Origin of the sequence: Actinoplanes sp. NPDC023714 (assembly GCF_040639855.1) — a bacterium.
Taxonomy (GTDB): Bacteria; Actinomycetota; Actinomycetes; order Mycobacteriales; family Micromonosporaceae; genus Actinoplanes.
Genome location: NZ_JBFAAR010000013.1, coordinates 141574 through 156046, shown reverse-complemented (window position 1 = coordinate 156046; position 14473 = coordinate 141574). Strand labels below are relative to the sequence as shown.

The following is a 14473-nucleotide window of genomic DNA, read 5'->3' as shown; positions in this document are numbered from 1 at the left end:
AACGGACCGGCGGATTCGGGGCGTCAGGGCAGTTCCAGGACCGGGCGTACCGGGGTCTCCTCGGTGAGGCCACCGTCGTAGACGGCTTCGGCCATGTTGTGGTCGCGGAAGGCGGTCGCCAGCGAGAGCCAGCTCAGGAACTCGCCGGAGCCGCCGCAGAGGGCCGCGCCTCCGTCGCCGCCGCAGAAGACGGCGGGGTCCGTGGTGAACTCGGACTGGTACGGGTCGTGCCCGATCACCAGTCCGAACCGGTTCGGTTCCTTGATCAGGGGCTGGCCCTCGGGATGGTCGTCGCCCCAGCGGAACAGCGTGGTGGCGCCGGCGCCGCACGCGTATTCCCACTCGTCCGGCGTCGGCGGTCGCAGGCCGCGCCGCCGCAGACCGGCCATCACCCAGTCATGGCCGTCGTCGCCGTCGTCCTCTTCGTCGTCGAGGATCAGCCACCCGCTCTCCTGGGCGTGCACCGCGACGAGCAGCGCGGGCAGCGTCACCTGCCGGGCCGGCGAGGTGGTCCCCGCGATGAACCGCTCGATCGGACCGGTCAGGCCGAACTCCGCCGCCGCCTCCGCGAAGCCGGCGACCTGTCGCTCGGACGGCGTGAAACGGGCCGGATCGAAGCCTAGACGCACCGTCCCGCCCGGCACCAACGCGTATCGGACACCTTCACGCTCGAAGAAGCCGGCCCGGCCGTCCGGCAGCGCCCGCACCTCATGCCGCGCACCGACGGCCTCGGCGATGCGGGCGGCGGTGCGCTCGGCCTCCGCGTCGGAGAGGGCGAGCCAGGCGTCGAGCGTCAGATCCCCGTACGTCATCGGTGGATCATGGCAGACGCGGCCGCGACCTGCGCACGGGTCCGTCCGCGGCTGAAGAGCCGCAGGCGAATTCAGCCTAGCCTCCTAGGACGCTCAGCGAAACCCAAACCGGAGATGAATCAACCTAGCTTCCTAGGATGCCGAACAGACCGAGCCGTGGGCCTCAGCGAAAACCGGGGACGAATTCTGTCGTACCCCTGCTTTAGCGTTCCGGGCGTCCATACGCGACGGTGAGGAGAGAGCGTGCTTGCAGACGAGGACGCCTGGGTCCTGCCCGAGGCGTGGCGCGCCGGCCTGCATCCTCGACGAGGTGGGGCCGGGGTCGCGGCTCCGGAGATTCCGGCCGAGGCCGTGGCCATGCTGTGCGCGATTCAGGAGGACGCGCGCACGGTCACGTCGCGGCAGCGGATCGCCGAGCGGGACGTGATCTTCGATCCGGGGCTGCTGAGTGAGGGGGAGCAGTGGCTGGCCGACCCTCAGGTGGGTGGCAGTGCCCGGGCCGCGGCGGTCGCGGCGCTGATCGGCGGGCGCGGTGAGGAGACCGCACATTTCTACGCGCGCGTGTGGGCCTCGGCCGGGGTCGTGTTCGCGGCGGCGGTGATCGGTGAGATGGCGGTTCTGATCGCCGGGCGGTCGCTGTGGACGGTCGATCCGGAGGCTGAGAAGACCTACCAGCGCTGGTGGCGCGGGGATGATCTGACGGCCTTCTACGCCATGGCCAGAGCGGTGCGGCCGCATCTTGCGGCGGCGGCTGATGATGCGTACGAGGGGGCCGGCCGCGTTCTCGCCGGATATCGGACGTCCCCGATCGGGAGGATCGTCGCGTCCTACCTGATGCCGACCAGGGCCGACTGGGTGGACGCGGACTGCGCGGCCGCCGCCGGCTGGCGGGACGACGACGGCGGCGGTCCCGATCTCGAATGGGGCGATCACCGGAGACTGTGCGGGATCCTGCTGCTCGCCGCGAGCTCGACCCGTCACCTGGACCGGCTGCGTGACGTGGCGAGTCCGGCGCTGTTCTCCCATCCACGGCTCGGCGAGGTCGCCACGGTCCTCGACGGAGTGGGGCCGGCCGCCGTACCCATGATCTTCGAGCCCTTCTATCGGGAGGCGCTCGGGCTGCACGACCATGGCGCCCGCCACGGCCTCGAGGGGCGGATCGGGCCGCTGGCGCTGAGCGTGCTGCCGGTGATCCCGACCGACGACGCGATGCTCGTGCTGTGCCAGGGGCTGATCACGGACGAGCGCTCGCGGCCCGGGGCGCTGTTCGCGTCCAAAGTGCTGAGCCGCTATCCGGTGCGGTCGCTGCGGGTTCTCGCCGAGCTGGCGGCGTGCGGGGAGTCGGACCTGTGGCAGGACCTTCTCGGGGGAGTGCTGCTCGGCGAGCCCCGGCTGCTGCCCGCCGTCGCCGACCGGCTGCCGCCCGCGGTCCGCGCCCGCTGTGCGGAGATCGTGGCGAGCGGCGGGGCCGGGATCGGCCGGGCGTGGGCCGCGATGCTGGACGCGCCCGCGAAGCGGAGGATCTTCGACAGCGCCGCCGACGAGAGACGGGCGGTGGCGGCGCTCGCCGCGATCCCGACCGAGGAGGCGCTGGGCCTGCTGGCCGACCGGATCGATCGTCGATATGTCCGGCCGGAACTGCTGAGGGCCGGCAAGCGTGACCCGGCGCTGCTGCTGAGGGTGCTGCTGGCCCGGGCCGGCGACGGCGAGACCGTGGATGCGCTGCTGCGGGAGCACGCACGGGCGTACCCCGAAGTGGTCTTCACGCTCGATCCCGGGACTCTCGGCGAGGCGCAGCGGGCGGCGCTCGTGGTGGTGAGGTCGCGGGCCGGCGGCCGTTCGGTGGAATCGGGGGAGGGCGTGACGCCGCCGTTCCTGGCCGGTGGGCAGCCGAGGGAACTGCCGGAGTGGCTGGTGGTGCCCGCCCTGCCGGCGATCCGGTTGCGGGATGCGGCGTCTTCGGATGAGCGACTTTCAGATGTGGCGCCGGGGAGGGAGCGGCTCTCGGATGCGGCGGTGTGGCGGCTCTGTGAGCTGCTGGCGGCGTCGGCCATCGGGGAGGCGCGGGCCGGGATCGCCGAGGTGCGGGAGATCGCGGAGGAGGGGGCGGCGGCCCGGTTCGCGTGGGCGATCTTCGAGCAGTGGAAGGCGGCCGGGTACCCGGCGCGCAGCAGCCTCGGGATGGTCGCGCTCGCGCTGCTCGGGGACGACGATGTCGTGGGCCGGCTGACCGCGCTGTTCCCGGAGTGGGCGACCAGCAGCATGCGGGTGCGCACCGGCATGGACGTGCTGGCCGCCATCGGCACCGGCGGGGCTCTCGCGAGTCTGGAGCGGCTGTCGCGTACGGCGCGGACCAAGGGTTTCCGGCGGCTCGCGGCGGAGCGGCTGGCCGGGGCGGCCGAGGCACGCGGCCTGCGTCCCGAGCAGCTGGCCGACCGGCTCGTGCCCACGCTCGGGCTTGACGAGTACGGGCGGCTCGAGCTCGGCGACGGCCCGCACCGATACTCCGTGACCGTCGACGACCAGCTCCGGCCGGTGATCACCGACGCGGCGGGCAAGCGGTTGTCACGCCTGCCCGGGACCGCCTCGTCGCGGTTCGCGGCGTTCCGGAAGGAGCTGAAGGCCGTCGCGGCCGAGCGCATCCGAGCCCTGGAGGAGGCGATGGCCACCGGCCGGCGGTGGCCGGCGGAGGAGTTCACGCCGTTGCTGGTGCGGCATCCGGTCACGGGGTCGCTGACCCGGCGTCTGCTGTGGGTCGCCTTCGGCGAGGACGGGAGCTCGGCGGTCTTCCGGGTCGCCCGGGATGGGAATCTCGCCGACCGGGACGGCAAGGAGTGGAGGCTGGACCCGGCGGCGACCGTGGGCGTGGCTCATCCGTGGCACTTCGCGGCCGACCGGGAGGCGTGGGCCGCGGTGCTGGCCGAGCACGCGGTGATCCAGCCGTTCGCCCAGGTGGGCCGGGAGCTGTTCACCGAGGGCGATCCACTGCCGCCGGCCGGGGCGGAGGTTCCGGGGAGCAGGCTGTTCGTGCTGGGTGCCCGGGGGTGGCGGGTCGGCGCCGGGCACGGCGAGCTGGTCCGGGACTGGCCGGGCGGCCGCCGCGTGACGATCGGGTTCGAGCCCGGCTACGACTGGCACGACCCCGATGCTCCCCGGCGGCTGGGGGAGGTCCGGATCGCGCCGGACGGGTCACTGGCCGCCCTGAGTCCGGTGGGGCTCTCGGAGGTGATCCGGGACGTGCGGTTCCTGGCCTCGTGACCTGCTTGATCGGTACGGCTCGGTGTTGCGCTTCACCCGGAGAGGACTAGATTGCCGCTTAGGAGATCGATAACTCTGGATGGTTCTCATGTTCGAACAGTTCAGGATCGTGACCGACCCGGTGGCCGACTCGGTCGCGCTCTCGGCGATATTCGCGTCGCTCTCGTTGCTCACGCTCTTCCTGCTGCTCGGCGTGCTCCGGATGCGGGCCTGGCTGGCCGGGCTGATCTCGCTGGCCGTGGCGCTGATCGTGGCGGTCGCGGTGTACTCGATGCCGGTCGGGCAGGCGCTCCTGTCGGCCACCGAGGGTGCGGCGTTCGGGTTCTTCCCGATCCTGTGGATCGTCATCAACGCCATCTGGGTCTACAACCTGACCGTGGTGAGCGGGCACTTCGACGTGCTGCGGCGCTCGATGGAACGGGTCAGCCCGGACATGCGGATCCAGGCGATCATCGTGGCGTTCTGCTTCGGGGCGCTGCTGGAGGCGCTCGCCGGGTTCGGCACGCCGGTCGCCGTCACCGTGGTCATGCTGATGGCGCTCGGGTTCCGCCCGATGCGCGCGGCGGCCGTGGCGCTGATCGCCAACACGGCGCCGGTCGCGTACGGCGCGCTCGCCACGCCGATCGTCACCCTCGGCACCGTCACGTCCGGGGCGGTCGCGGACCCGCGGCTCACCACGGACACGCTGGGCGCCATGGTGGGCCGGCAGACCCCGATCCTCGCGGTGATCGTCCCGCTCGTGCTGGTGGCGGTGGTCGACGGCCGGCGCGGGGTGCGGCAGACCTGGCCGGCCGCGGTGGTCGCGGGCCTGGTGTTCGGGCTGGGGCAGTTCGTGGCGTCCAACTACGTCTCGGTGCCGTTGACCGACATCATCGCCTCGCTGGCCTCGGCCGCCGCGGTGGTTCTGCTGCTGCGGATGTGGCGGCCCGCCGAGTCACCGGATCTGCACGCGTCCGTGGGCGAAGCGGAGGGTGGTGCCGCCGGTTCGCCCGATAGTTCCGTCTCGTCCGCCGGTGGGGCTCCGCCTGGTGGCGCGGCTCCGTCCGTTGGCGGCGCTTCGCCGGTCGGCGGTGCTTCGCCCGGTGGCGCGGCTTCGGACGGCCGGCAGGGGGTGCCCGCCCGCAGCGCCACGGCGGTTCAGCATGATCCGCCGGGGGAGGTGATCCGGGCCTACGCGCCCTATCTGATCATCATCGCCATCTTCTCGATCGCGAACCTCGGGCCGATCAAGGAGGCGCTCGCCGAGGAGCCGTGGACCGTGGTCTTCGCGTGGCCGGGGCTCGACGTGCTCGGGGCGAACGGGCAGCCGCTCGCGTCGACGAAGTTCACGTTCGGGTGGCTGCCGGCGGCCGGCACCCTGATGATCCTCGCCGGGATCCTGACGGCCGTGGTGCTGCGGATCGGGCCGCGGGCGGCGTTCCGGGCCTACGTGCGCACGTATGTCGAGCTGCGGCACGCGATCGTCACGGTCATGGCGGTGCTGGCGCTGGCGTACGTGCTGAACCAGTCCGGGCAGACCAACACGCTGGGTGAGCTGTTCGCGGCGGCGGGCGGGGTGTTCCTGTTCCTGTCGTCGATCCTCGGGTGGATCGGTGTGGCGGTGACCGGTTCGGATACGTCGTCCAACGCGCTGTTCGGGGCCCTCCAGGTGCAGACCGCGGTCAAGGCCGGGCTCGACCCGGTGCTGCTGGCCGCCGCGAACTCGTCGGGCGGCGTACTCGGCAAGATGATCAGCCCGCAGAACCTGGCGATCGCGGCGGCGGCCGTGGGCATGGCCGGCAAGGAGGGCGATCTCTTCCGGCGGGTGGTCGGCTGGAGCCTGGTGCTGCTGCTGTTCATGTGCGTGCTGGTCACGTTGCAGGGCACGCCGGTGCTCGACTGGATGGTGCCGTGATGGATGGTGCCGTGCCGGATCCGGTGGGCGGCTGCTCCGGCTAGGCGGGAGCCGCCACGAAGGCCGACGGGGGAGTCGCCGCGAAGGCGGGCGGGGGAGTCGCCGCGAAGGGTCGGTGGACGGTTTTGCGCGGGTGCCGGCGGTGACGGTGCTCGTCAGGGGCGGTGGAAGCGGCTCGGCGGGATGCCCAGGATCCGCTTGAAGTGGCGGGTCAGGTGGGGCTGGTCGTAGAAGCCGGCGTCGGTCGCCACGACCTGCAAGGGCTGGCCGGAAAGGATCAGGCGGCGGGCCAGGTCCACGCGGCGGGAGATCACGTACTGGTGCGGGGTCATGCCGAACTCGCGGCGGAACGAGCGGACCAGGTGGGCCGGGGCGAAGTGCAGCTCGGCGGCGGCGGTGCTCAGCGGCAGGCCGTCGACGATGTTCTGTTCGAGCAGGTCACGGAGGTCGCGCGCGGCGTCGCGGCCGGGCGGGCCGGGTGCGGCGGGATCGCCCAGGTGGGTGCGCAGGCTTTCCACGGCGAGGGCCAGGAGATCTTCGGCGGCGGCTTCGTCATGGGTACGAAGGAAGCGGTGCACCTCCGAAATCAGCCCGTGGAGGTGACGGTCGGTGATGGCCGGGGTGTCCACCGAGGCGCCGATCAGGCGTTCCGGCAGCAGGGCGGGCTCGAGGTAGAGGACGCGTTTGCGGAATCCGTGCGGGCCGGCCGCGACGCCGTTGTGCGGAACCTTCGGCGGGAGGATCGTGACCAGGTCGCCGTAGGCGCCGCGCTCGTGCCGGTCCAGGTCGTAGCGGACCGCGCCGTCGTCGACGAGCAGGACGGTCCAGGCGTCGTGGGCGTGCATCGGATAGCCGTGATCGCCGAAGCGGGCGTGCAGCACCTCGACGACGCCGGCGAGCGGCGGGCGCCAGGCCTCGATCCGATGGCCGGCCGGGAGGGGGTCGCCGGGCCGGGGCACGTCAAAATCGTACAAGACCTGGTGGCCGGGGGTGCCCGACGATCGGGGGCATGAATACTCCGCTGCGCTTCGCCACGAAGATCGCTGTTCTGCTCCGCGACGACCTGCCGGTGTGGCAGCGCCTCAACGTCACCGCCTTCCTGGTCAGCGGGCTCGGGACGGCCGAGCCCGAGGTGATCGGGGAGCCGTACGTGGACGGCGGTGACGTGACGTATCTGCCGATGTTCCGGCAGCCGGTGCTGGTGTTCGAGGGCGGCAAGGAGACGCTGACCGCGGCGCACGAGCGGGCGCTGGCCCGGGACGTCCGTCTCTCGATCTTCACGGCCGACCTGTTCGCGACCGGCAACGACGCCGACAACCGGGCCGCCGTCCGGGCCGTCGCCACGGCGCAACTCGACCTGGTGGGACTGGCCGTGCACGGCCCCCGCGTCGCGGTCGACAAGATCGTCAAGGGCGCCGCCCTGCATCGCTGACCGGAAAGCGCTGACTCGAAAGCGCTGACCGGGAAAGCGCTGCCAGGAGGGGTGCTGCCAGGAGGGGTGCTGCCAGGAGGGGCGCTGGCCGGAGGGACGCTGACCGGGTGGCGCGGGGGTGAGGCGCCGGCCCGGGACGGGGCACGGTTGCGGGGGCGGTGCGGCCACGGTGCTGACGGCGTACAGGGGAAGGGGAAGGACCCGGCAGGAAGCCGGCGGCAAGCCGGGGGGTTTTGGGCATAACCGAAATACTCGGATTTGCCGGATAGCTGCCGAATAGCATGCTGTGACGGTTGTCTCGGCATCGCGGATGTCCCGGCCCCAGGGTGGGCCGGGACATCGCTGTGAGCTGGGAAAACTGCTGGTGACGCGAGCCGGGTCAGAGGCGGGCGAGCCAGCGGGACGGGTCGTTGATGATGTCGCGGACCACGGAGCGTGCGGCTCCCAGCGCGGGGGCCTCGGCGCCGTAGGTGGAGGCGCGGACCTCGGGGCGTGCCCAGCGTGCGCCGACGAACTGGGCCCGGACCTCGCGCTGCACCTCGGGGCCGATCCACGGGGCGAGGTCGCGGTAGATGCCGCCGAGCACGATCGTGCCGACGTCGAGCAGGTTGAGGCAGCCGGCGAGGGCGAAACCAAGGGTTTGTCCCGCTTTGGCGAGTGCGGCGAGGGTGCAGGAGTCGCCGGATCGGGCGCGCTCGGCGATGAGGTCCGCGGTCGGGCTGACGCCCAGCGTGGTGCCGGCGCCGGACATGATGTTGGCGGCGCGCAGGATCGCCTCGTGCCCGGCGTAGCGCTCGAGGCAGCCCCGGCGGCCGCAGGGGCACTCCGGGCCGTCGCGGTCGATCGTGAGGTGGCCGATCTCGCCGCTCCAGCCGTGCGCGCCGCGGTAGAGCCTGCCGTCGAGCACGATGCCGGCGCCGACGCCGATCTGGCCGCTGACGTAGAGGTAGCTCGCGCCGGCGCGGATCAGCTCCTCCTCGGAGAGCGCCGCGAAGTTCGCCTCGTTGTCGAGGATGGCCCGCTCGCCGTGCACGTCGGCGGGCAGCACCTCGGCGACGTCGAGGTCGTGCCAGCCGAGGTTCGGCGCGAGGGTGACGCTGGCGCTGCGCCGGTCGACGATGCCGGGCACCGCGACCGCGCTGCCGCAGAGGACCAGGCCGTCGGCCTCCGCCGCGTTCTGCGCGCCGCGGGCCAGCCGGGCGATCCGGTCGAGCACCTCGCGGGTGCCCTGGCCGCGCTGGTCCTCGGCGACCACGTGCTTGTAGCGGACCGCGCCGGTCAGGTCGACCACGCAGACCGCGGTGTAGTCGACGTTCACGTCGATGCCGAGCCCGGCCGGGCCGTCGTCGCGCAGGCCGAGCGCCGTGCCGGGGCGGCCGGCCCGCTGGCTCCGTGTCGTCGCGCCGACCTCGCGGACCAGGCCGCCGGCCAGCAGCTCGTCGATCAGCGAGGAGGCGGTCGAGCGGTTCAGGCCGGTCGCCGCGGAGATGCCGGCGCGGGAGATCGCCCCGGCCTGCTCGGCGACGCACCGCATGGCCAGGCCGAGGTGCGCGGCTCGTGGATTGACGGCCTTCATCACCGCTCCTTGTGCGCTGTGTGCCGCCACGATAGCGGTCCGTACCCGACCACCCCTCGCCGCATTAGTCGGCATCGGCAACAAATACTATGGCCCGCACCCCGTGACGGGCCGTGCTGTCAAGGTGCTGAAGCCCTCATAAGTTGGTCCCCGTTTGCGCAGGTATTGAGCGTGATCGCGGATCTACATTTGGAGGCGTCGCTCACAGCGAGTGTTACGGAGCCGTTACGGTCACCCGCGCGCAACATGATCATTTGAGCGTATGTTGTTCGCACAAACAAAACAGACTCCGGCGGTCATCGGCCTGCCGGTATCACAGTCGGCCCGCATCGCTGCGGGCCCGATACGAAAGGAGACGTCGAGGTGTCCAAGAACTTCCGGGTCCTCGCGGCGGTCACCATGGCCGCGACTCTGGCCGCGGCGTCGGGTTGCAGCAGCACTCGCGACGAGGACAGCTCCAGCTCGGGCGGCGGCTCGAGCAACCTGATCGGCATCGCGATGCCGACCAAGAGCCTCGAGCGCTGGAACAACGACGGCACGTACCTTGACGGGCTGCTCAAGAAGGCCGGCTACGAGACCTCGCTGCAGTACGCGGACAATAAGGTCGACCAGCAGATCACGCAGATCCAGAACATGATCAACCAGAACCCGAAGGTTCTGGTGATCGCGTCGATCGACGGCACCGCGCTCGGCCCGGTCCTGGACAAGGCCGCGCAGCAGAACATCAAGGTCATCGCGTACGACCGCCTGATCAACTCGACGCAGAACGTCGACTACTACGCGACCTTCGACAACTACCAGGTCGGCAAGCTCCAGGGTGAGTTCATCGTGGACAAGCTGGGCCTCAAGGACGGCAAGGGCCCGTTCAACCTCGAGCCCTTCTCCGGCTCGTCGGACGACAACAACGCCAAGTTCTTCTTCTCCGGCGCGTGGGACGTCCTCAAGCCGTACGTCGACAGCAAGAAGCTGGTCATCCCGTCCGGCAAGAAGCTGGCGTCGAACGACGACTGGAAGAACGTGTCGATCGACGGCTGGACCTCGCAGAAGGCCCAGGCCGAGATGGACAACCGCCTGAACTCGTACTACACGGGCGGCAAGAAGGTCGACGTCGTTCTCTCCCCGAACGACTCGCTGGCGCTGGGCATCGAGCAGTCGCTCGAGTCGCAGGGCTACAAGCCGGGCACCGACTGGCCGATCATCACCGGTCAGGACGCCGACCTGGCGAACGTCAAGAACATCCTGGCCGACAAGCAGTCGATGACGGTCTGGAAGGACACCCGCACCCTGGGTGAGCAGGTCTCGAAGATGGTCGACCAGATCGTCAAGGGCGAGACCGTCGAGACGAACGACACCACCACCTACAACAACGGTGTCAAGGTCGTTCCCTCGTACCTCCTCCCGCCGGTCGTCGTCACCAAGGACGACGTGAAGACGAAGCTCGTCGAGTCCGGCTTCTACACCGCCGACAAGCTCGGCCTGTAAGCACGCCCCTCAGCTCTTGCTGGGACCGGCCGGGTCTGCCCCGCGAGGGGCAGGCCTGGCCAAGGCCCCGGTCCGACCCCCCTACAGCAAGCGAGTTGTGATGGCCAACGACGACAAGACCCCGATCCTGGAGATGAGGGGCATCACGAAGACCTTCCCGGGCGTCAAGGCGCTCTCGGATGTCACGCTGAGCGTGGCGCGCGGGGAGGTTCACGCCATTTGCGGCGAGAACGGCGCGGGCAAGTCGACGCTGATGAAGGTGCTCAGCGGCGTCTACCCCTTCGGCACCTACGAGGGCGACATCGTCTTCGAGGGCGAGGTCGGCCGTTTCAAGACGGTGCGCGACTCCGAGGACCTCGGCATCGTCATCATCCACCAGGAACTGGCGCTGAGCCCCTACCTTTCGATCGCCGAGAACATCTTCCTCGGCAACGAGCGGGCCAAGGGCGGCGTCATCAACTGGGCGCAGACCAACAAGCAGGCGGCCGAGCTGCTCGCCCGCGTCGGCCTGAACGAGGCGCCCGACACCAAGATCCTGGACATCGGCGTCGGCAAGCAGCAGCTCGTCGAGATCGCCAAGGCGCTCTCCAAGAAGGTGAAGCTGCTCATCCTCGACGAGCCCACCGCGGCGCTCAACGACGAGGACAGCGCGCACCTGCTCGACCTGCTCCGGCACCTGCGGGACCAGGGCATCACGTCGATCATCATCTCGCACAAGCTGAACGAGATCGCGGCGATCGCCGACAGCACGACGATCATCCGCGACGGTCAGAGCATCGAGACCCTCGACATGCACGGGGCGGAGCCGGTCACCGAGGACCGCATCATCCGCGGGATGGTCGGCCGCGACCTGGCCCACCGCTACCCCGAGCACACGCCGACGATCGGCGACGAGGTCCTGCGGGTCGAGAACTGGACCGTGCACCACCCGAACGACCCGTCCCGGGTCGTGGTGGACGCCGCCAACCTCGACGTCCGCGCCGGCGAGATCGTCGGCATCGCCGGCCTGATGGGCGCCGGCCGCACCGAGCTCGCGATGAGCATCTTCGGGCGCAGCTACGGCACGAACATCTCCGGCAAGGTCTTCCTGCACGGTAAGGAGATCTCGGTCAAGACGGTCGACGCCGCGATCGAGCACGGCCTCGCGTACGCGACCGAGGACCGCAAGCACTTCGGCCTCAACCTCATCGAGGACATCAAGCGCAACACCACCTCGGCCAACCTCAAGCGGATCTCCAAGCTGGGCGTCGTCGACGGCGCGCAGGAGATCACCTGGGCCGAGCGGTTCCGCAAGGACATGAAGACCAAGGCGAACAGCGTCGACGCCGTGGTCGGCAAGCTGTCCGGCGGCAACCAGCAGAAGGTCGTCCTCAGCAAGTGGCTCTTCACCGAGCCCGAGGTGCTGATTCTCGACGAGCCCACCCGGGGCATCGACGTCGGCGCCAAGTTCGAGATCTACGAGATCATCAACAAGCTTGCCGACTCCGGCAAGGCCGTCATCGTGATCTCCTCCGAGCTGCCCGAGCTGCTCGGCATCTGTGACCGGATCTACGCGATGAGCCAGGGTCGAGTCACCGGACAGATCCCCCGCGCAGAGGCCACCCAGGAGAGCCTCATGCGTTACATGACCCAGGAGAAGAGCGGAGCAACGCGGTGAGCGCTTCCACCACGCTGGCGCAGCCGACGGCACAGCCGGAGCCCAGCAAGAAGAACGACAGCGGATCGCTGAAGGCCTACCTCGGCCAGAACATCGGTCAGTACGGCATCCTGATCGCGCTCGTCGTGATCGTCGCGCTGTTCCAGATCCTGACCGACGGCAAGCTGCTGTACCCGAACAACGTCGCCGCGCTGATCCAGCAGAACGCGTACGTCTTCATCCTGACCATCGGCATGGTCATGATCATTGTGGCCGGCCACATCGACCTCTCGGTCGGTTCGGTGGTGGCCTTCATCGGCGGCATCAGCGCCCTGCTGATCACCGATCACAACGTGCCGTGGCTGCTCGCCGTGGTCCTCTCGGTCCTGGTCGGCGGCGTCGTCGGCATGTGGCAGGGCTTCTGGGTCGCCTACGTCGGCATCCCCGCGTTCATCGTGACGCTCGGCGGTCAGCTGATCTTCCGCGGTCTGGCGATCGTCCTGGTCGGCACCACGGTCTCCGGCCTGCCCAGCGGCTTCAACGACATCAGCAACGGCTCGCTGCCGAACGCGCTCGGCTTCCTCGCCGACCTCGACGGCCTCACCGTGCTGATCGGCATCGTCGCGATCGTCGGCCTGGCGGTCAGCCAGATCCGCACCCGCCACGAGCTTGTCAAGAACGATCTGCGTACGGAGCCTTTCGCCGCGTTCATCGGCAAGATCGTCCTCTCCGTCGCGGCGATCGGGTACATCACCTACCTGCTCGCCAAGAGCGCCGGCGGCACCCCGATCGTGCTGATCATCGTGGGCGCGCTGGTCCTGATCTACACGTTCGTCATGAACAACACGATCTTCGGCCGGCACATCTACGCGATGGGCGGCAACCTGCCCGCCGCGATGCTCAGCGGTGTGAAGACCAAGCGGGTCAACTTCATGCTCTTCGTGAACATGGGCCTGCTCGCCGGTATCGCCGCCGTGGTCACCACCTCCCGGGCCGGCGCCGCGGTCGCCGCCGCCGGCAGCAACTTCGAGCTCGACGCGATCGCGGCCGCCTTCATCGGTGGCACCGCCGTCAACGGCGGCGTCGGCAAGATCACGGGCGCCATCCTCGGCGCGCTCATCATGGGCGTGCTCAACATGGGCCTGTCGATCATGAACGTCGACCCGGCGTGGCAGCAGACGATCAAGGGTCTGGTGCTGATCGCCGCCGTCGCGTTCGACTTCCTGAACAAGCGGCGGACGAAGTAGGTCTGTTCTTCCCACGCGGCTTTCTCAGGCAGCGTTTCCAGCAGCTTCTTCAGCAGCGCCGATCGGCTTCTCGCCGGTCGGCGCTGCTGCTATCTGAACGTCCAGCGCTGGTTGTTGAGGCCGGTGCACCGCGCGACGACGACCCGATTGCCGGGCCGGCCGCCGAAGAACGGGTCGGTGAGGCACTGGCCGTTCGCCGCGTTGGTGACCTGGCCGTTCTCCCGGTTGATCGACCACTGCGCGGGGTTGCGGGTGTCGCAGCGGATCAGCTCGACGGTGCTGTCGCCGACCATGTAGGCGCACATGTCCAGAACCTCGAGGGTCCGGTCGCCGTTGAGCTGCCAGCGCTGCGGGCTCGTGCCGTTGCAGTCGTCGACGTGCACCTCCCGCCCGTCGCCGGCGTCGCCGCCCTGCAGGTCGAGGCAGAGCCCGTTGCCGCTGACCAGGGCGCCTTCGAGGCTCACCAGCGGCGAGGGCGGGACCAGGCCGGCCGGTGCCGTCGCGGTCTTCGTGGCCGGAACGGTCGTCGCCGTACCGGCCGCCGGCGGGGTGGCCGGCGTGGTCGTGGCCGCGGCGCGCTCCTCCCGGCCGGGGCTGCTCCCGGCGGACCCACTCGCGCCGGCGCTCGGCCCGTCGCCGGCGCCGTTCGTGTCCTGCGCGTCGCCGCCGTTCGCCGCCCCGCCGTTCGCTGCCCCGCCGTTCGCGTCGCCACCGCTGGCTGCGCCGCCGTTCGCCGTCCCGCCGGCTTGGTCGCCGGGGTCCGGGGTGCTCGACGGCAGGCCCGGGCCGGTGACCACCGGCAGCGACTGGTCGGGCAGCGAGGTCGACACCGCGGGCCGCAGCGCCGGGCGCACGATGGTGTAGCCCGCCACGGCCAGCACCGCGGCGACCCCCGCCCCGATCAGCAGCGCCGGGCGGTGCGGCCGGCGGCTCCGGCCCCGGGTCCGCGGTTGCGGCGGGGCGCTCGGAACGGCCGGCAGCACCTGTGTCGGCGCCTCGTGTTTCGGGCCCTCCGGCCAGGTGGCCGCGGACGGGGCATCCTCACGCGGTTCGTCGTCCTGCAGCACGAACGGACGAACCAGCAGCGGATCCCGCTCGTCGCCGCCGTTCCCGCCTACCGAACTCACTGACTACGC

At 70.5% G+C, this 14473-nt stretch carries 10 protein-coding genes; 6 read left to right on the top strand and 4 right to left on the bottom strand.

The window, feature by feature from the left end; all coding sequences use genetic code 11:
• Nucleotides 1–23 precede the first annotated feature (23 nt).
• Nucleotides 24–812, bottom strand: a complete 789-nt coding sequence (locus tag AB0G10_RS38630) for a hypothetical protein (RefSeq protein WP_360933818.1) — start codon at nucleotides 810–812, stop codon at nucleotides 24–26.
• A 243-nt stretch (nucleotides 813–1055) separates the two neighbouring features.
• On the opposite strand from AB0G10_RS38630, the gene AB0G10_RS38625 reads away from it, so the two are divergent.
• Nucleotides 1056–4070: a DUF4132 domain-containing protein gene (locus tag AB0G10_RS38625; RefSeq protein WP_360933815.1), complete on the top strand. Its 3015-nt coding sequence runs from the start codon at nucleotides 1056–1058 to the stop codon at nucleotides 4068–4070.
• An 88-nt stretch (nucleotides 4071–4158) separates the two neighbouring features.
• Entirely contained in the window at nucleotides 4159–5964 is a 1806-nt protein-coding gene (locus tag AB0G10_RS38620; protein ID WP_360933812.1) for an L-lactate permease, read from the top strand.
• Nucleotides 5965–6119: 155 nt separating this feature from the next.
• On the opposite strand, the gene AB0G10_RS38615 is transcribed toward AB0G10_RS38620, so the two are convergent.
• Nucleotides 6120–6923 (bottom strand): AraC family transcriptional regulator, encoded by an 804-nt coding sequence (locus AB0G10_RS38615; RefSeq protein ID WP_360933809.1) that lies wholly within the window; start codon nucleotides 6921–6923, stop codon nucleotides 6120–6122.
• 50 nt (nucleotides 6924–6973) lie between these two features.
• On the opposite strand from AB0G10_RS38615, the gene AB0G10_RS38610 reads away from it, so the two are divergent.
• Entirely contained in the window at nucleotides 6974–7396 is a 423-nt protein-coding gene (locus AB0G10_RS38610) for a DUF2000 domain-containing protein (protein WP_360933806.1), read from the top strand.
• 379 nt (nucleotides 7397–7775) lie between these two features.
• On the opposite strand, the gene AB0G10_RS38605 is transcribed toward AB0G10_RS38610, so the two are convergent.
• Complete coding sequence (locus AB0G10_RS38605; RefSeq protein ID WP_360933803.1) at nucleotides 7776–8972, bottom strand: ROK family protein; 1197 nt, start codon at nucleotides 8970–8972, stop codon at nucleotides 7776–7778.
• Between the two features lie 363 nt (nucleotides 8973–9335).
• On the opposite strand from AB0G10_RS38605, the gene chvE reads away from it, so the two are divergent.
• From chvE to mmsB, 3 genes are all read left to right on the top strand, one after another.
• Nucleotides 9336–10454 (top strand): multiple monosaccharide ABC transporter substrate-binding protein, encoded by a 1119-nt coding sequence (gene chvE / locus AB0G10_RS38600; protein WP_360933800.1) that lies wholly within the window; start codon nucleotides 9336–9338, stop codon nucleotides 10452–10454.
• A gap of 100 nt (nucleotides 10455–10554) precedes the next feature.
• Nucleotides 10555–12111 carry a multiple monosaccharide ABC transporter ATP-binding protein gene (gene mmsA, locus AB0G10_RS38595; RefSeq protein ID WP_360933797.1) on the top strand — a complete coding sequence of 519 codons (1557 nt, stop codon included), beginning with the start codon at nucleotides 10555–10557 and terminating at the stop codon, nucleotides 12109–12111.
• Complete coding sequence (gene mmsB, locus AB0G10_RS38590; RefSeq protein ID WP_360933794.1) at nucleotides 12108–13337, top strand: multiple monosaccharide ABC transporter permease; 1230 nt, start codon at nucleotides 12108–12110, stop codon at nucleotides 13335–13337. Before mmsA ends, mmsB begins: the two co-directional genes overlap by 4 nt.
• An 89-nt stretch (nucleotides 13338–13426) precedes the next feature.
• Here the strand turns inward: mmsB and AB0G10_RS38585 are convergent, their stop codons facing one another.
• A complete protein-coding gene (locus AB0G10_RS38585; RefSeq protein WP_360933791.1) occupies nucleotides 13427–14464 on the bottom strand; it encodes an RICIN domain-containing protein in 1038 nt (345 codons plus the stop codon).
• Nucleotides 14465–14473 lie beyond the last annotated feature (9 nt).